Here is an 18,261-nt window from a genome sequence, read left to right on the forward strand (position 1 = left end):
TAAACGTGAATCGAATCAAAAACGCCTCTCTATCTTGTGATAAAGAGGCGTTTTTCTATCTAGGTTTTTAGCGAACCCTAAGCGTTAGCTGCTCATTTCAACGTTGCTGCGGTTTGTTTACCCATCGCAATTAACTTGTCGAGAATACGCTCACCATCTGCGCGGAGACCGTTGTGTTCGTATTCGTTGGTGATCCACGCTTTTGAGTTTGGCATTGCATCGAGCGTTTCACGGCTGATGTCCATTTCCACAAACATATCGTCAGCATAGACGGCGCAGCTTACCGGCACCTTATTGTTTGCCAGTTGCTGCGCATCGTATAGTAGCGTCCAATCGGCTTTCTCTGCCAGTAATTCCGCCGCTTCTTTCAGTGGCTTTAAGTTTACGTATTGATCGAACATCCAAGGGAAGACCATTTCGCCAGTGAAGTAAAACGGCTTACCTTGTTCGTAATTGAACGCATCATGCTCTTGGCGCACTCGGTGCGCGCTCCAGCGAGAAGCAAATCCTTGGCAGTAAATCGACTCGTGCAGAATCGCGTAAATCGGATTGGTCTGGAAGTTTTGTTGCGACAGCATGTCGTTAAGGAATTCATAACGAAGCTGAGGTTTACCGTTCACTTCAATCAAGGCACTTTCTAGCCAGTAATAAGTTGGCAAGAAGGTATCACTGACACCAAAGTTAATCCCAATTTGTTGGAACTGTTCGACAGTAAAACGCTGACCATTTGGCAGAAACTCTTCGTGCTCCAATAAGTGATCAGCAATGTTCTGGCATAGCTGCTGCGCTTGCGGGAATTGCTGGAAGAAGGCTTGGTTCTTCTCCATGGTGCGCTTAAAGGTTGCGTGATACACATCATCCGCATGGCGATAAACCGAAGGCACACCACCCGTAATGTAGCTTTGCAGCAGGCTGTTCGGGAACAGCGATAGGTAAGTTAGTGAGCAGAAACCACCGAAGCTCTGACCCAAAATCGCCCACTTCTCAACACCAAATTGTTCACGGATAAATTCCGCATCGCGAACAATGTTGTCTGCGCGGAAGTGGCTTAAGTAGTCTGCCTGTTGCTTCGGCGTGAGGTGCGCAAGCGTCTGGTGATTAATCATGCTGCTGTTGCCAGTGCCGCGTTGGTCGAGCAGCAGTACACGGTACTCACTCAGTGCGCGTTTGATCCAACCGTTGTTTCCGTTTGGACGAGGAGAAGGGAAGCCCGGACCGCCTTGAAAATACACGAGCCACGGTTTGTTGGAGTCTTCATCGCCGACTAAACAAACGGAGCGAGCGAAGACGTTGATCGTGCCTTTGCTTAGATCTTGGTAATCCAGTGGCACGGTGAACGAGTGGGGCGTGTAATGCAGTCCTGCGTCGATAAATGATTGAGCGTTCATTGTTATGGTCTGTCCTTGTTTATAGTCGCTTTACGATATCGAATTCCTTATTAGAAACAATAGATTTGTTGTAAGAACTCGATTTTTGAAGCCTGAAAGGCATGGAATGGCACTCAAAACAGAAACTCTTCGATCTTTCCGTGTTGGTATGCACTGAGTGAACTATGATCTGATAGGTGCAGTTTAGACATCACTGTCTTACCGTTTTTATGAAACGAGACATTTGGCGGTCATTGACCATGGAGGATGCTTGATGAACACGTCACTAACCCGAATCACGCTCGCTTGTTTATTACTACAGACCATCAGTGCCCCTGCATTGGCAGTCGTAACGCCGAATCCGCCTCAGTTGCAGGCAAAAGGCTATGTGTTAATGGACTTTCAGTCCGGTGCCATTATTGCGGAGCAAAACGCACGTGCCGGATTAGCCCCTGCCAGTTTAACTAAGCTGATGACTGCTTACGTCGTAGGGCAAGAAATCAAATCCGGGCGGCTCCAATGGGATGATAAAGTGACGGTGAGTGAGAACGCGTGGTCAGCCAAATTCCCAGACTCCTCAAAAATGTTTATCCAACCCAAAGATGAAATCACCGTTGCCAACCTAATGCGTGGTGTGATCGTTCAATCTGGTAATGATGCTTGTGTGGCGCTCGCCGAACATGTTGCAGGTAGTGAAGGGGCGTTTGTCGCGCTCATGAACGGTTGGGCGGACAAGCTCAGTTTGAATGATACCTACTTTGTTAACTCACATGGACTGGACAGTGAGGGCATTCAGACTTCCCCCAATGATATGGCAACACTAATGCAAGCCATTATCAATGACGTGCCTGATGTCTACGCCCTCTATAGTGAGAAGGTGTTCAAGTGGAACAAGATCACCCAATACAACCGCAATAAGTTGCTATGGGATAAATCGATGGGTGTCGATGGAGGTAAAACGGGCTACACCAGCAATGCGGGGTACAGTTTGGTGAGCTCTGCTAAACAAGGAAAGATGCGATTGATCTCTGTCGTCATGGGGACGCCAAGTAAACAATCGCGAATCACCCAGTCTAAGAACTTACTCAGCTACGGCTTCCGTTTTTATGACACCAAACAAGTGGCAAAACAGGGAGAAGTGCAGGCGAGTGCAAAAGTGTGGAAAGGCGATGTTAGTGAGATTGATTTGGGCTTTGCTCAAGATGCGTACCTGACGCTGCCTCGCTCTTTAACCGCTGGTTTAGACAAGAGCGTGGTCGTGAATGAGCCGCTGATTGCACCCATTGCAAAAGGGGATGTGGTTGGCAAAGTCGTGTGGAAGAGTGACGATAAAACCGTGGCGAGCTATCCGTTGGTGAGTAACCAAGCAGTGGAAGAGGGCTCGTGGATTGGGAAGTTATGGGACAGTTTAGTGCTGTGGGTTAAGTCGCTGTTTAACTAGCGCAAGGGCGAGTTTCGCAATAGTGATTTCAGAATTTCAAACAAAGAAAAGCAGCTCTAATGTGAGCTGCTTTTTGTTTTCGCGTTTATTGCGGGTTCAGTGATTATTCAGACAAGGTGATTATCGGTAAGTCATCCCAAATCTTACTCTCATCCGATGCACCGCCAGAGAAGTTCCAAGGACCTTTGTCTTGTTCCAGTGGACGGTAAGTGGCAGACAATCCATCCAAGTCCCAAGTTGTCACATAGAATCGAATACCATCTAGTGAATCCGGTCGACCTAGTGCGTCACTCGCGAAGTCCATCGAAATGGTGTTGTTGGCTTTGTCTACCGTGACCATTGGTGCTGGTGTTACGGCTTCGCCCCATGTTGTCGCGTTTGCGCCTTGAGTGTTGTAAATCGAGCTTTGCCAGCCGAAGACCACAGCATTGCGACTCCATGTTCCACTTGGCATAGAAGCGTTGATCTTTGGCAGTTCCGTTAGGTTGCTTGCTGCTTCTTCCGGTAAATCAATGAAGATGGTGAAACCAACGTGATCAAAGCCGTTTGGCGGTAACCAAGTATCGGTGATCTTGTCCATGGTGAAGGTCAAGCGCACGTTACTGCCGACGGTAAATACCTCGGCTTTGTTGATTGCGAGTTGGCTATTGTCTTTGTCGAACGTTGGATCCGTTGGTAGCGAGTAGTTACCGTTAGGACCGCCCATACCATCTTGCGCATCACCAGCGTCATCAATCGTGTCGTCTGGCGTGTTCGACCAGCTTAAGTCCGACACAAAGTTCACATCTTCAATGCCTGCTTTTTTCTCAGTGGAGTAAATCGCGAAGCGGTGTTGCTGTTCGCCAATCGCAAAGTGACGGGTAGATAAAGTCACGCTAAATTGACCGTCAGCACCCACGGTAATGGCTTGTGCTGTTTCCAGATTACCGTCGACGACAAGGTTCAATTTCTCGTTTGCGTTAGCAGTACCAGCAATCATGATGTCATCAGTAATGGTTTGTCCTTCCCAATCCTGTACCAGTTGGATGTTGAGGTCTGGGGTATCTACCGATTGGGTGTCGTCAGTTTTTGAGTAAATCACGGCAGACTTGGCTGGTAGCTCAAGGGTTACGTGACCGTTTTCATCGGCGATTAACTGCTCTGGAGCGTCCGCCCAATTCGACATGATTTGTTGTTGGAAGACGGTGCCGCCCGCTTGCTCTACATCGAGTTGGTTCATCAACATTGGGGAATTCGATGTGTTCATTACCACCAAGACTTCGTCGCTATCCAAAGTGCGGGTAAAGGCGAACACACCGGCGCCGGCTTTATCGCTACCAATCACTTTCATTTCGCCGCGTGTCATGACTTTGTTCTCGGTACGCAACTTAGCAAGCTCTTGGATGAACAAGTACATCTCGCTGTTTTGGTCGAATGAGTCTACGTAGTCGCCGTCTTCACGGTAGCCGCCAGCAAACATCGCATCGCGCGCCGCTGACATCGCCTGTTCTGTACCTTGGTAAATCACAGGGATGCCCGGTACCGCCATCATGGTAATCAGCGCTTGCTTCATATCGTTGACACTGCCTTGTGATAGAAAACGCGGCATATCGTGGTTATCAATGAAGTTCGGCATGATGTATGGATTCGGGAACATCTCCATCATTTTCTCAAGACGGAAACGTAAGTAATCGGTCGGTTGTCCTGCTGCAAACACGCGCGTCATAGTTGCTTGTAATGGGAAGTTCAACACCGAGGTTAACTGCTCCGGTGAGCCGCTTTCGCCGATGTAAGTCAGCATCTTCTCTTCGCCTTCTGTGTTGTAAGGCGTAGATGTTTCGAAGACTTCACCAAAGGTTAGGAAGTTATCGCGACCAGTATCAACGGCTTGAGTCATCACACCATCATCGGCGTGCAGGAAGTCGTTCCAGAAATCGTGCTCAACAAACTTCACGGTATCGATACGGAAACCGTCAACGCCCACTTCACGGATCCATTTACGGTAGCTCTCTTTTAGATAAGCGCGTACTTCAGGATCGGATGTATTCAGGTCATCCAGGTCCGACAGTTGCCAGGTTTTTTCTTGGACGGGATCGTTGTGGTCGGTGATGCTTGGCGTCCAGTGGTAAATGCCTGTGCCATCTTCTTTACACTCATTCATGTTGAGTGGGTAAGGCAGTTCTTGCCCTGCTGGCAGCGCATTTTCAATCAAACGGAAACCTTGGCAAGGTAGGCTAGGGTCGTAATTGTATGGGTCATCGTAAGTGAAGAAGTTACCAACGTGGTTGGTCACGATGTCTTGAATCAAGAACATATTACGAGCGTGCACTTCTCGCGCTAACGCTTGGTAGCTTTCCATGTCACCAAAGTGCTCATCCACTTTTTGGAAGTCACGCGCCCAGTAGCCATGGTAGCCGCCGTAGTTTTGTTCTGCGTCCCACCACTGGTTTGCCACTGGCGGCGTAATCCAGATAGAGGTTGCGCCTAGGTCTTCGATGTAGCCTAGCTTGTCACTGACACCAACAAGGTCACCACCACTGAATTTCTTGTCTGAGGTAGGATCGTACTCATTCTGACCTTGATCGTTAAGCGTGTTGTCGCCGTCGTTAAAACGGTCGATCATCAAGAAGTAAATGATCTGGTCTTGCCAATCAGGAGATGCCACGTGGCTTCCTGTATCGGTTGGCGTAGTTTCATCGCTACCACAGCCAGAAAGAGCTAGGGCGATCGCTAGAGGGAGTATTTTTATTTTATTCATAGGGTTAGGTAAGGTTTCAAACACGGTTTTTGTCTCCGTTATGCAGCAATGCGGAAACGATAAATCAAAGGTTTGAAATTGAGAGTGTCATTTCGCGCCAAAAGAGACGTGAAATGATGTCACGAAGTGCTGAATTTGAACTGTGCTACATATTTAACTGAGTGGTTGCACAATTGGGTATTGAATCGGGTAATGGTCTTTGGCTAACTCATTACCAGAATGATCATAGAGTCGGAATCGACACTGTTTAGCCGTTTGGGTGAGGGGAAGTTGTAGCGCCCAGCATGTGTAATCTCCTGCATTCTGAGTTTGGCTCATTACGTGCAGAGCTGGCGCGTCACCCACGTAGCAATCGATCTTCGCCACGTCTTTTAATCTACACGCGAGTTCCACAAACAAGGTGTACTGAGTGCCGAGTTGGATAAGTTGCCTTGTCGGGACAATGTATTCCGTTGCGCCAATTAAAAGCCCTTTAGAAACCACGTAATCGCGCTGGTGGTTGTTATCAATGTAGCGTTCACCATCGACTTCATAACACAGTCTAAACGTCAGTGGATGAGCGACAGGAAGCTCTGTTGTCGCCCATAGTTCGGTGCCATTGTTCAAAAAACGCTCGAAGAAGGCTGGGTAGCGACGCCACGTGCCATCACGGTCTCGACACTCAACGGAGACCACTTTTTCAAACGCAATGTTATCCACTTCCATCCAGATTTTACCGACGGGTTGGTCAATGTCGTTATCGGCTAGAGTGTTCGCTTTGGCGTAGTACAAGCGGATGGGTTGGTTGTTGAGATGAGTGCGGTTATCCAAGCACTGCTGGCGATATTGCATTGGCGAAAACGGATACCAACGGCGAAAAGTTCGGTGGAAGTTGGAAGGTTCTTCATAACCCAACTGATAGGCGATTTGCTGCGTTGTGAGTTGAGTGTCTGCAAGTAGGGCAAGCGCGTGCTTTTTCTTGGCGAAGTCGACGCATTGCGAATAGCTCATTTGTTTTTCTTGTAGGCGACGTTGCAAGGTGCGCTTGGATACGCCCAGTTGCAGTGCGGCTTGTTCTAGTTTCAGTGCGTAATTGCTGTTTTTGACGAACAGAGCATTCAGCACGCTTAGCAATTCTGGCTGTTCAATTGGTTGGTGAGACAGCAGCAAATAAACATGTTTCACCAAGTCGAACACAACCGAGTTCTGCTTCGCGCTGCTGTCTTCTTCTAGTTCGAAATGAGCAGAATAAAGGTCATGGTTGTGAAGCTGAATGCGCACAGATTCACTCAAACCCAGCTGTTCCAATTGCATCAGCAGCAAGTCATAAACCGATTCTGCCCAGCTTGGCATCTCGGTAGCTCGGCACTCTAGCCGCATCTGAACCTGGTTATCACTGTGTTCGAAAACAATGTACAAGCGACGGTCGAACAGCGAAACGCTTTTGCTCCACCACAACAGACCTTCACGCAGAGTCGGTGCTTCTTGCAACATCATAGATTGCAAGGCAACCAGCTTTTCAATATGCCAATATTCGCCAGCAATTCTTAGGTGATTGTGTCCAAGTTTTTTGCAGAGAAAGGGCGTGATGATGTTGTCTTGAGGCAGCATGAAAGTGGTTCGGTAACAGAGCAAAGGCGACATTATTGCTTAAACCAAGTGTTGCTTCAGTGAGAGTGCTCAAAGCTTGTTACATCGGTGATTTTCAAATTTATTTTGAAGATGTTTTTAACTGAAATCGGTTTTTCCCTGTAATTCATAAGGTTAAAGTGATAACCAGCATAAACTACTCGACTGGAGAACCCGATGGACATCGTTCAAGCTGCTAAATCTCGCTACTCAACCAAAGTCTTTGACCCAACTCGTAAGCTGCCTCAAGAAAAGATCGACGCAGTCAAAGAGCTGATCCGTTTTAGTCCATCGAGTGTGAACTCTCAGCCGTGGCACTTCATTCTGGCGAGTACAGAAGAGGGCAAGCAACGTATCGCAAAAGCAGCGCAAGAGAACTACGCGTTCAATGCTGCGAAGATCTTGAATGCGTCACACGTGTTGGTGTTCTGTGCCAAAACGGGCATCGATAACGACTACATTGAAGCGCTATTGGCGCAGGAAGAAAAAGACGGTCGATTCCCAACCGAAGAGGCAAAAGCAGCGGTACGTGGCGGTCGTAGTTACTTTGTGAACATGCACCGTTTTGACCTGAAAGACGCTAACCATCGGATGGAGAAGCAGGTTTACCTCAACGTCGGTACATTGTTGCTGGGTGCTTCGACGCTAGAAATTGATGCGGTGCCAATCGAAGGTTTTGATCCGAAAGTGCTGGATGAAGAATTTGGTCTTCGCGAAAAAGGCTACACTGGCGTTGTGATTGTGCCGCTTGGCTACCATGCGGAAGATGACTTCAATGCCAAGACGCCAAAGTCGCGTTGGGAAGAAAGCTCTGTGTTTACTGAGATTTGATAAAGATGATTCATTTAGTTGCAGAAATTAAAGCCTACCCAGACAGTATCGACAACGTAACCAACTTACTTTCTGGTCTACTAGAACCTTCTCGTGAAGAAGAGGGTTGTTGCCAATATGAACTGTATTTGGATCAAAAGATCGAAGGTTTGTTTATGTTCCAAGAAATTTGGGCATCGCAAGAAGCGTTAGATAAGCACTTACAAAGCCCACATATCGCACAGTTTATCTCGACGCTAGAAGATAACGACTGGGTTGAATATTCTCAGATTCGCCCAATGACGTTTGTCGGTTAAGCTTCTGAGCAGAATGTTGCCAGCACTTTCTTACGTTGCTGGCAGCATTTTTCATGAATGAATTCACGGAAAGTACGAATGGTTGGCGTCAGCAAACGACGATCGGCGCACACCATGTATAGCGGTACCGGACCACAATCCCACTCAGGTAATACTCTCACTAATCTTCCTTCAATCAAATCTTGGCTGATGTCCATCAATGATTTGTTGGCGATGCCTTTGCCTTTGATCGCTAAGCGATGGGATAAGTCACTGTCGTTGCTAAGTAGCTTGCCACTCACGACAACCTGTTCTGTTTCGTCTCCGCGAGTCAGCGTCCATTTGTTGTAAACCGAATCCGCCACCATATAACACAAACAGTTGTGTTGGTTTAGGTCTTCCGGTTTGGTCAGCACAGGATTGTTTGCGACGTATTCTGGAGAGGCACACAGGATTCGCTCATTCGCACCACATAACGCCAATACGACGAGATTAGAGTCAGCAGGTTCGCCGTAACGAATCGCGATATCGACGGGCTTGGTGTACATATCGGTTAAGCTATCAGACAGCTCTAACTTGATAGAGACGTTTGGGTAAACATCAATAAACTCATCAACCCAATCAAGCAGCATGTTGCGACCAAAATCAGATGGCGCAGTGATATGCAGCTGACCGGATAACTCGCCGCGCGCGCTTGATATCTGATCTAACCCCTCTTGCAGTGTTGCGAGCGCTTGGGTGGTTTTGTCTAAGAACAACTCACCTTCCGAGGTTAGGCGAAGGCTGCGAGTGGAGCGTACAAACAGCGGAAAGCCTATTTGTCCCTCAAGACGTTTGATCGATGCACTGATGGCTGCTGGTGTCATGTCCATGCTATTGGCGGCTTTCGAAAAACTGCCTTGGCGTGCGGTTTCGACAAAGATATTCAGATCGTTGAGGGCTTTCATAATGAAAAGGGCTTTTAAGAAGTTTGGGCTACTATAGGGGAGAGTCGCAGGGCAATTCAAGGTTAAAACATTAGGTTGCACGGCGAGTTTGAGTTAGATTAGCGCGCAACTTCACTTTACCGGATCAATAGCATGAGCCAACAGCAGCCGAATAACCCACTTCACGGGTTGAGTTTAGAGAAAATCCTTACCCGTTTAGTTGAGCACTTTGGGTGGAACGGAATGCATGAACGCGTTCGTGTGAACTGCTTTAAGAAAGATCCTTCAATCAAATCGTCGCTGAAGTTCCTACGCAAAACGCAGTGGGCAAGAGATAAAGTAGAAGCGCTGTACATCGAAACGTTCTGCTAATCGGATTTGGTGCAGGTCTAAAAGAGAGATTCCGGATGGCTCGCTTAGGCTCGTCCGGAATGACGCTGATTTCTTGTTGCGTTGTCGGTTATTTAGACCTTAATCTCTCGCATCTCGCATCTCGCATCTCGCATCTCGCATCTCGCATCTCGCATCTCGCTTCTCGCCTCTTTCCTTACTCCAAATGATGCGTACTGCCCACGGTGCCTTCCAAGTCTAAAATCGACTGGCGAACGTGATCTGGAATTGCGGCTTTCACATTGTTCTTAAAATCAAACATCACACCAGTGGCGGTTGCGATGGTCGCAATCTTGCCCCACTTCTTACTCAGCACTTGGTATTCCATCGTGATGCGATCTTCTTGCATGTCGATTACGCGTGAGCCAATCAAAAGCGTATCTGGAAAAGTAACGGGTAGCTTATAGCGGCATTGGGTTTCGCTTAAAACCGGACCGATGTGAGACGTCTGCAAATCTACCAACAGATTAATCTTGTTGAAGTAGTCCAAACGCGCAGTTTCGAAGTAACGAAAATACACCGCATTATTGACGTGTTGTAGGGCATCCATCTCTCCCCAAGCGACTTTGATTTCCGTAATCACTGGGAATTCTTTTAATAACGTATCCATTACTCATGTTCCTTTTTCATCGACGTTGCCGCAATTTGCCAAGCGACTTATCACTTTGAGTATTTATTCTAGATGGAACTGATTAAAATGTAATAAAATTGTATGTAAAATGTGAAATGAATTAGATGCTTATTTTTGTAAACTAAAAACTTTACATAGTCAGTTGTGAGGCGTAGGTTTAAGTAAGCGTAACCAAAAGGAGATGTCCAATGACAGAACTGAAAGGTTTCAATCTTGCCAAAGTAGAAAAACGAATCGACTGGACAGGTGAGCTGTTCAGTTTACGAGTTTCCGGTGCGCCTCTCTCCTTCAAAGCCGGACAATTTACCAAACTCGCCTTGCTCGACGAACAGGGTAATCCCATTAGCCGTGCATACTCGGTGGTGAATGCGCCCAGTGAGCAGTTCGAGTGGCTCGAATTCTTAGTCGTCGCGAACCCAGAAGGGCAACTGACACCAAGGCTGCAGCAGCTTCAAACCGGCGATAGCATTTATGTTGGTGAAACGGCCCATGGCGACCTGATCCACGATACCATTCCCAAACACGCAAACGATCTATGGCTGCTTTCCACCGGCACAGGCATTGGTCCATTTCTCTCCTTGTTAGACGACATTAATCTACTGCCACACAGCGATCATATTGTGCTGGTGCATGGTGTGCGTTACGAAAGAGATTTAGTTTACAAATACCTGATTGAGCAGCTCCAACAGCGATATGAAGGTCGTCTTCGTTATGTGCCGATTGTCAGCCGTGAGAGTATTCCGGGTAAGCTTCAAGGCCGCATTCCAGATCTGATTGCGTCGGGAGAGCTCGTTAATCGTGCGGACTTACCGTTTTCTAAAGAAAGCAGCTTTGTGATGATGTGTGGCAATCCTGAGATGATCAAAGACACCTCTCCAGTACTGCAAGAGGTAGGCTTGGAAAAGTATCGTGCCCGAACGGGTGGCAATATCATTTACGAGAGATATTGGTAAGCGCTGATCAATTTTTAGACCATCTCACTTCTGAGAGAGAGTCACAAATATGACTTCTCTTAATTGAGCACACTTACCCTCATCCCTAGAATGCATCAGCTTGCATTTGAGGGGATAAGGTATGTGGTGTTCAATTGCCAATAGAAAACGAAGGATGATTGGTGGTCTCATCGATCTGATGATCGTAACTGGGTTAGTATTACTGATTGCGTTGACCATCAATTCATTTGTGAACGACTTTGAACTCTCTGTGAGTGAGAATCTTCAACTGGTAAAGGATACAAAGGCGAGCTACGTACTTACCATCCCCATGTTGATGCTAGTGAATTGGAATCTACTGCGCGAAGGGCAAACCATAGGTATGCGTTTAGTGGGGATTAAAGTGGTGATGAAGAACGGCCACGACACGACGAAAGTCACCGCTTCACTTCGATTGTGCATCAGTTACTTAATTGAAATGCTGATTCCATTTACGCCATTAGTGAACGTCATTTTGCTCTTTTGTCACCCAGAACGTCGCTTGTTACACGACATGCTCTCTGGCACTAAAGTCGTCAACTGTTAAATTACTCGCTGATCTTGTATTAAAGCGGTTGTTTCACTCAGAGTTGCGAGCGAGTCAACTTTCCATATTTCTCTTCTTACCACTACACTTACTTCAGACATAAATTCAATCGCTTAGGATTCAAGGATGATGAACAAAGCTGGTTGGACAGTGTGCCTTGCCACGCTTACTTCCTTTGCCACTATCGCTGGTGAGTGGGAGATTGAAGCGGGCGGATTTTTCTCTCGCACTGACACCAAACTGAACGCTTACGACCCTTACCTCGATCAAATACGCACTATTGATGTCGAATCGGATCTCGATTTGAAAGAGTTTACTGTGCTGCCTTATGTTGAGGTCGAGTATTACTTCAATAAAAAACACAGCGTCTATGTGGATTGGCGAAGCCTACACCGAGAAGCGACCCGCACTGCAGTGACTAAGCCTTTTGAAGTCACGGTGGATGGAACGACTTACGCGGTTCAAGCGGGTTCAAAGCTGACCACTGAGCTAAATATCGATATTGCGCGCCTAGGTTATGGCTACCAGTTTTACACCAGTGACAAGTGGGCGGTGGATGTGTTGGCCGGATTGCACGTGATGTGGTTGTCGCTGGGCTTGGACGGCAAGCTTGGCGCTAAGGCAAGTGGCGTTGATGAGTTTCCGGTGATGTTTGTGGACGAGACTGTACTGAGTGATGTTACGGCACCTTTGCCAGATTTAGGCATTCGGGCGGAGTATTCGCTGAATCAAGATTGGATTTTGAAAAGTCACGCCCAAGTCTTTTATCTAGCAGTAGACGATATTGAGGGATACTTGTTGGAAGTCGATTTTGGCGCGAAATACCTTTTCACCGACCAGTTTAGTATGACCGGGTCGTTCAACTATTACGAAGTCGGGGTGGATTACGAAAGCGATAATTCAGCGCTCGATGTTACCTATCGATTCTATGGGCCGATGCTGACCTTAGCGTATAAATTCTGATAATAAAAAAGCCACACTTGAGTGTGGCTTTTTACATCTAGTCTGTACGACTAAACCAACGGGATTATTGTTGGTTGATGTAGTCTTTAAAGCGCGCTTGTGTCTCAGCGTCTGCTTTTTGGTACCAGAAATGCAGCATTTCTTCAGCCGTTGAATCTGCTTTCATTGTCGCAGGCTTAGTTTGCTTCATGTCTGCTGGGATCTTTGCAGGAAGTGTTGCTGGTTGGATAACCGCTGCACTTACAACGCCAACTGCCGCAACGCCGCCAGTCTTGTTGTAGTCTTCCACTTCACGTACGTAATCACGACCGATTTGCATGCCGGGCTTGATTAGCTTGTCTTGCTCTACCGCAATTGCGTTGCCAGAAGCATCAATCAGTTTCCAATCTAGGTCTTTGATTTTGTCTTCTGCTTGGCGAAGGTCGCGATATTCAGGAACTTGTAGGCTTAGTTCAGCGTCCGTTGCGTCGAAGCGAGTTACGATAACGTCACTCTCAACGCTTAGGCGATCATTACCTTGGCTGAAGTAAGGTGCGTAGCGGAACACAACTTGGTTTACGCCGTCAGGTAGCGTGAATGATTTTTCTGAAGCAAAGAAGCCGCCAGATAGTTTCACCTTCTCGCCGTTAGCCGCCAAAATAGAAACGTCGTCAGGAACGGTTACTGTCACATCCGCGAATGCCATGCCACTCATAGCCAAAGCAAGCGCGCAAGTTAAAGGCTTGATCAATTTCATTGTTTTTATCCTAAGCACTGAATTAGTGGTCATCGAGAGTGCATCGTTCATTGTTCGATTGCAACTCCCGAATGTAAGAAGATTGAAAATTTAACAAGAACGTCATTTTAATCGGATACCAAACTATGAAACTGTGAGCTAAATAGCTCAAACCGCTGCAAAGGGCAGCGGTTTGTTTCAATTGATAGAACGATTAGATACCAGCGCCATGTCCAGCTTCGTTTTGTTCTGAAGCTTGTTCGGCATTTTCCGCTAACGCTTCTTGCTGTTGTTGAGCTTTTTCAATGTTCAACCACCACACGAATAGCTCGTACCAAATCGCAAGAATAACCGCACCTAAGAACAGACCAACGATGCCGTAGAACAACATACCACCGATGGCACCTAGCAGAATGACAGGCATTGGTACATCAACACCACGGCCCATTAGCATTGGTTTGAATAGGTTTTCAGACAGCGCTGCAACCACAACCCAAACGGTAAACATGGTTGCTGTGCTGGTGTCTTGCGTCATGTACATGTAGCCAACGACTGGCAGCACTGCCAATAGAGCAGGTAGCTGTGCGATACAAAGAATCATCAGCACCAGCGTTAGTAGACCTGCAGCCGGAACGCCAAAGATGAAGAAACCTGCACCAATCAATAGTGCTTGAATAGCTGCTACACCAACTACGCCAAGTAACACACTCTTGATGGTCGCAGCAATCAGTGTTGTCCAGCTTTTCGCATTGTCCCCTGCAGTACGAACTGCGATGGTTTTCAGGCCAGAAGCCAAAGACTCAGAGTAAGTCATAAAGCCAGCGGCAATTGCTAGAGAGATGATTGACAGTAGCAAGCTACCTAGTGCGCCACCTACCATGCCAAGCAGAGAAGTCAGACCCGCCTTAATTTGAGGCATAAAGGTTTGGATGGCTTTTTCTAGGTTGGTTGCGAACAGTGTCCATACTTCGTAAAGCTTGTCACCGACCAACGGCCATTCTGCGACAGAAGGTTTTGGACCTGGGATCTTAATATCGCCACTTTGTAAAACGTCTAGCGCATGTGTTGCACCATCGACGATAGAGCCAGATACCATGACTAAAGGCGTAACCAATAGTGCGATACCCAACAAGGCGATTGTCGTTGCCGCTAGGCCACGTTTACCACCATAAACTTTTGCCAGCTTCTTACAGATTGGCATCAATGCAACGGCAATGATGGCACCCCAAATCACAGGAAGAATGAAAGGTTTGATGATGTCGTATGTAAACATCAGCAAGACTAAGATCAAGCCGATACGTATTGCGGATTCCACCATGTTACTGATGAAAACCTTACTCTCGATTTTTACCGATTGTTTATCCATTTTTGTTTACCTGATGTTCAATGTTGGAACTGACGAGACTTGAAACAACAATCGCCATATAAAACACGCCTACGATGGCCTCTAAATACACAACGACTTGCGCCAATGGTGTTAGAGGGCTGATATCGCCATAACCGAGTGTGGTTAAGGTGACGAAACTGAAATACGCTGCATTAGAGAAGTTCTGACCCCAAGAGATGGCTTCCATCCCGGTGAATGAGTTTGGAGAGAACTCAAGAAGAATGAGGTAAGCAATTGCCCACATCAGACCCAGCAGCAAAAATAGAGCAACAGAGCCAATGACTTTGTTGGTGTTCACATGCCCAGTGAACAGAATCTGCCTTGCGATAGACTTAAATGTGCCGAAGAAGAACGCAAAGGTGAGGGCGAGCATCACTACGTCCATTTCTTTGATGCCTAGTACGGCTTTGATACCAATCACCACAACCCAAGTACCCAATAGGGTATAGAGGAAACGTGACCAATTTTTGTCAAAGCGCAAGCTCGCCATACAGACGATGAAGGTGATGATGGTGAAGCCTTGCAGTAAGTGCTCCATCGCACCTTCTCCAACGACCTGTACAAACGCACCGCCGATCAAAAGCCCGATAAGCGCTAAGGTCAGATAGAAGAAGTTGTTTTCTTCATTGATGTTTTTGAGTTTTTTTCCAATAACCATGGTTATGCCTGTTTAACTCCTACTCTTGTTCTTGTGATGAGTCCTTCATCACCATGATGGAAGCAGAAAGCCCGAATCGAAGATCGACACCTTCTGGCAGTTCATGCAGAGAGACGCGAACCGGAATACGTTGCGCTAGACGAATCCACTGGAAGACTGGATTCACGTTCGGCAGTAGGTTGTAGCCCACGGTGCCGTCTTTTGGTGCGATACCCCAACCAATTGAGTCCACCGTTGCATCGATTGGCGTATCTGGATGAGACATCAAGGTCACGCGCGCATCGCTACCCGGAGCAATTTGAGCCAATTGGTTTTCACGGAAGAAGCCAAAGACCCAGAAGCTGTTTTTGTCGATAAGTGCTACTAATGGTTGGTTTGCAACCGCTTGTGTACCGTCACGGATATCGAGGTTTGATACAAAGCCATCAACCGATGCGTACACTTTGGTGTAACCAAGATTCAGGCGTGCGGATTTAAGTTGCTCTTCTGCCGATTTGATTTGCAGTAGTGATTCTTCGTAAGTGATCTCACGACGAATCAGATCTTTGTGAGAGACAGCGCCACGGTCTTTCGCACGAATGTCTTTCAAACGATCGTATTCGATCTTTTTACCGCGAGAGCTAACGATGGCTTTCTCTAACGCCACTTCGGCTTGTGATAGGGCAACTTCGTAAGTGGTTGGGTCGATCTCAAACAGCAGATCACCTTTCTTTACTTCTTGGTTGTCCATCACCGCAACATTGACGATAGGGCCAGACACACGAGGTGCGACCTTGATAACGTTCGCACGTACCTGACCATCGCGGGTCCATGGGTTATTAAAATACTCTTCGAACTTCTGATAGCCGAACCACGCCGCGCCACCAAGAATGACAAGATTGAGTGCAATAACGAGTAGTTTTTTCATCTTGTTGGGCACCTAAAACTGTATATAAAAACTGTCGATGGCCACCACGTAGAACACCATGATGGCAATGAATGTCAGAGACGGAAACGCAATGAAACGAGACAAGCGCGTCTTGTTCAAAATGATCACCGTTATCCACGTAGCGGTGACTGCAAGAATCAGCACCAAAAGCAGCGGTGAGAAATAAACGTCACCCCAAGAGAGTTCGTGTGGCATTACTGCACCTCCCCATCTTGCTCGGCACTGTTTTGCTCATCACTTATTTGCTCAGGACTGTCCGCTTGCTCTTTGTCTGATGGTTGCTCAAGAAGCAGTGGTGGCAGAACGCGTTCTTCTTCGTCTAGCAAATCATCCCAATCGCTGCGGTCTTGCATCTGTTTTGCAACGGTTTCTGATAAGAAAGGCTTACCAGTTTGGGTTTCCCAACCACCACCGAGTGCTTTGTAGAGGGCAACTACTTGGTTTGCGACGTTACCTTTGATGGTGGCGTAGCTGTCTTCTGCGCGAGTCATCTTCTCTACTGAATTCAGAAGACGCTCAAAAGAAATCTGACCGTTTTCGTACTGGGTCATCGAGATGTTGAATGCGCGAATGGATGAGTTCACCGATTGCAGGCGCAACGACTTTTGCTCCAAGTACAAGTCGTAAGCTTCCAGCGCATTGGTTACTTCATTAACCGCTTGCAGCACCTTCTTGTTGTAGTTGGTGATGGTTTCTTGGAAGCGTGCATCTTCAAAGCGGATGTTGTTCTTCACTCGGCCGTACTGAAAAATGTTCCAGCTAAAGCTTGGCCCCGCGACCATGGTCAACGAGTCACTGAAACTAAAGCTGCTACCATCCGGTACTGTGCTGTCGATACCAATCGAGCCGAACAGGGTGAAGCTTGGGTACAGTGCTGTTTCTGCAACGCCAATCTGAGCACTTTGCGCTCGTGCTTGCATCTCTGAAACCTGCAAGTCAGGTCGACGCATTACTAGGTTCGCATCCACTTTGTCATCCAACAGAGGAGGGCGAGGTACGATGGAACGTTCATCATTACCAGACAAAGCAGGTTTTCTGCCTGAGGATTTAAACTGGTTTTCGTAATCAGCCATACGCTGGGCAAAACCATCAGATTGCAGTAGCTTTTCAACGTCTTCTGGCAGGACACCCAACAGCAGTGCCAATGCCGTGCGCGACTGCTTCATTGCAATTTCAAGCGAAGGTTGCGCCGCTTTAGTATTGAAGAGCTGGTTCTTCGCTTGCTGAACGTCAAGCTCGGTTACGTTACCCGAATCAAACTGCACCTGAGTAATATTCACCACGCGCTCTTGGATCTCGATGTTTCGACGAGAAAGCAAAATACGCTCTTGGAACGTGCGATAGTTGATGTAGTTACGTGCCACCTCAGAGGTGATGGTCACCATGATGTCGTGGTATGACGCAATCGATGCATAGTAACCAGCCTCAGCTGATTCAATGCCACGTGCGTATTTGCCCCAGATGTCCATCTCCCAACCAGCATCAAACGATAGCGCAGCGTTATTCACACCTTGGTCGTTCACATAAGCTCTGGCTAAGTTACCGGAGACAGTTTGCACTTGTGGGTATTGTAATCCAGTTGAGATACCCAATAGCGAACGTGCTTGGACGATGCGCAAACCCGCCGCCTCAAGATCGAGGTTTTGTTGGCTCGCCATCTCAACCAGTTGGTTCAGTGTTGGATCGTTGAACTGCTGCCACCACTGCTGCAGTTTTTGCTCAGACTGCTGTGTGTCTTGCGCCGCTTTTTCTACCGACCAATCACTTGGTAAGGCGGTTTGCTCTGGATGGACGTAGTCCGGACCCAAAGTCGTACACGCACTCAATCCGAGTACAGAGAGTATGGCGAGGCTTGGTTTAGTTAGTTTTAGAAGCATCATATCCTC

Annotated in this window: 18 protein-coding genes; 7 read left to right on the forward strand and 11 right to left on the reverse strand. The window is 47.4% G+C overall.

The features are described from left to right. Nucleotides 1–92: 92 nt before the first annotated feature. Complete coding sequence (locus tag KIT90_RS12095) at nt 93–1,388, reverse strand: alpha/beta fold hydrolase (RefSeq protein ID WP_285376840.1); 1,296 nt, start codon at nt 1,386–1,388, stop codon at nt 93–95. Between the two features lie 253 nt (nt 1,389–1,641). On the opposite strand from KIT90_RS12095, the gene KIT90_RS12100 reads away from it, so the two are divergent. Beyond that, nucleotides 1,642–2,808: a D-alanyl-D-alanine carboxypeptidase family protein gene (locus KIT90_RS12100; RefSeq protein ID WP_285376841.1), complete on the forward strand. Its 1,167-nt coding sequence runs from the start codon at nt 1,642–1,644 to the stop codon at nt 2,806–2,808. A gap of 103 nt (nt 2,809–2,911) precedes the next feature. On the opposite strand, the gene KIT90_RS12105 is transcribed toward KIT90_RS12100, so the two are convergent. Continuing rightward, nucleotides 2,912–5,569 carry an alpha-amylase family glycosyl hydrolase gene (locus KIT90_RS12105; RefSeq protein WP_285376842.1) on the reverse strand — a complete coding sequence of 886 codons (2,658 nt, stop codon included), beginning with the start codon at nt 5,567–5,569 and terminating at the stop codon, nt 2,912–2,914. Nucleotides 5,570–5,698: 129 nt separating this feature from the next. Continuing rightward, nucleotides 5,699–7,135 (reverse strand): helix-turn-helix transcriptional regulator, encoded by a 1,437-nt coding sequence (locus tag KIT90_RS12110; RefSeq protein WP_285376945.1) that lies wholly within the window; start codon nt 7,133–7,135, stop codon nt 5,699–5,701. Nucleotides 7,136–7,330: 195 nt separating this feature from the next. Between KIT90_RS12110 and nfsB the strand changes: the two genes are divergently transcribed. Next, nucleotides 7,331–7,984, forward strand: coding sequence for an oxygen-insensitive NAD(P)H nitroreductase (gene nfsB / locus KIT90_RS12115; protein WP_285376843.1), 654 nt, complete (start codon nt 7,331–7,333; stop codon nt 7,982–7,984). A gap of 5 nt (nt 7,985–7,989) precedes the next feature. Further along, on the forward strand, nt 7,990–8,280 hold the full coding sequence (locus tag KIT90_RS12120; protein ID WP_005436210.1) for a putative quinol monooxygenase: 291 nt from the start codon (nt 7,990–7,992) through the stop codon (nt 8,278–8,280). On the opposite strand, the gene KIT90_RS12125 is transcribed toward KIT90_RS12120, so the two are convergent. Beyond that, nucleotides 8,277–9,206, reverse strand: coding sequence for a LysR family transcriptional regulator (locus KIT90_RS12125; protein WP_029788322.1), 930 nt, complete (start codon nt 9,204–9,206; stop codon nt 8,277–8,279). The genes KIT90_RS12120 and KIT90_RS12125 overlap by 4 nt on opposite strands. A 132-nt stretch (nt 9,207–9,338) precedes the next feature. Between KIT90_RS12125 and KIT90_RS12130 the strand changes: the two genes are divergently transcribed. Continuing rightward, entirely contained in the window at nt 9,339–9,557 is a 219-nt protein-coding gene (locus tag KIT90_RS12130; RefSeq protein WP_005436214.1) for a VF530 family DNA-binding protein, read from the forward strand. A 175-nt stretch (nt 9,558–9,732) separates the two neighbouring features. Here the strand turns inward: KIT90_RS12130 and KIT90_RS12135 are convergent, their stop codons facing one another. Then, nucleotides 9,733–10,185, reverse strand: coding sequence for a thioesterase family protein (locus KIT90_RS12135; RefSeq protein ID WP_005453229.1), 453 nt, complete (start codon nt 10,183–10,185; stop codon nt 9,733–9,735). A 209-nt stretch (nt 10,186–10,394) separates the two neighbouring features. On the opposite strand from KIT90_RS12135, the gene KIT90_RS12140 reads away from it, so the two are divergent. The 3 genes from KIT90_RS12140 to KIT90_RS12150 all read left to right on the forward strand — a co-directional run bounded on the left by KIT90_RS12140 (nt 10,395) and on the right by KIT90_RS12150 (nt 12,687). Then, a complete protein-coding gene (locus KIT90_RS12140) occupies nt 10,395–11,159 on the forward strand; it encodes a ferredoxin--NADP reductase (protein ID WP_285376846.1) in 765 nt (254 codons plus the stop codon). Nucleotides 11,160–11,280: 121 nt separating this feature from the next. Continuing rightward, a complete protein-coding gene (locus KIT90_RS12145) occupies nt 11,281–11,724 on the forward strand; it encodes an RDD family protein (protein WP_038894516.1) in 444 nt (147 codons plus the stop codon). A gap of 126 nt (nt 11,725–11,850) precedes the next feature. Beyond that, complete coding sequence (locus KIT90_RS12150; RefSeq protein ID WP_285376847.1) at nt 11,851–12,687, forward strand: DUF481 domain-containing protein; 837 nt, start codon at nt 11,851–11,853, stop codon at nt 12,685–12,687. 64 nt (nt 12,688–12,751) lie between these two features. Here KIT90_RS12150 and KIT90_RS12155 read toward each other — a convergent pair whose 3' ends face one another. The 6 genes from KIT90_RS12155 to KIT90_RS12180 all read right to left on the reverse strand — a co-directional run bounded on the left by KIT90_RS12155 (nt 12,752) and on the right by KIT90_RS12180 (nt 18,255). Beyond that, a complete protein-coding gene (locus tag KIT90_RS12155; RefSeq protein ID WP_045416167.1) occupies nt 12,752–13,423 on the reverse strand; it encodes a DUF2057 domain-containing protein in 672 nt (223 codons plus the stop codon). A 193-nt stretch (nt 13,424–13,616) separates the two neighbouring features. Next, a complete protein-coding gene (locus KIT90_RS12160; RefSeq protein ID WP_005436229.1) occupies nt 13,617–14,768 on the reverse strand; it encodes an AI-2E family transporter in 1,152 nt (383 codons plus the stop codon). Beyond that, entirely contained in the window at nt 14,761–15,447 is a 687-nt protein-coding gene (locus KIT90_RS12165) for a potassium channel family protein (protein ID WP_005436230.1), read from the reverse strand. The genes KIT90_RS12160 and KIT90_RS12165 overlap by 8 nt, the downstream gene beginning before the upstream one ends. 19 nt (nt 15,448–15,466) lie before the next feature. After that, a complete protein-coding gene (locus KIT90_RS12170; RefSeq protein ID WP_005436231.1) occupies nt 15,467–16,354 on the reverse strand; it encodes an HlyD family secretion protein in 888 nt (295 codons plus the stop codon). Nucleotides 16,355–16,366: 12 nt separating this feature from the next. Beyond that, complete coding sequence (locus KIT90_RS12175) at nt 16,367–16,570, reverse strand: DUF1656 domain-containing protein (RefSeq protein ID WP_005453214.1); 204 nt, start codon at nt 16,568–16,570, stop codon at nt 16,367–16,369. Next, on the reverse strand, nt 16,570–18,255 hold the full coding sequence (locus KIT90_RS12180; protein ID WP_285376850.1) for a TolC family protein: 1,686 nt from the start codon (nt 18,253–18,255) through the stop codon (nt 16,570–16,572). Before KIT90_RS12180 ends, KIT90_RS12175 begins: the two co-directional genes overlap by 1 nt. Between the last annotated feature and the right edge of the window lie 6 nt (nt 18,256–18,261).

The sequence above is a fragment of the Vibrio sp. B172a genome (assembly GCF_030248355.1).
Classification (GTDB): domain Bacteria; phylum Pseudomonadota; class Gammaproteobacteria; order Enterobacterales; family Vibrionaceae; genus Vibrio; species Vibrio owensii.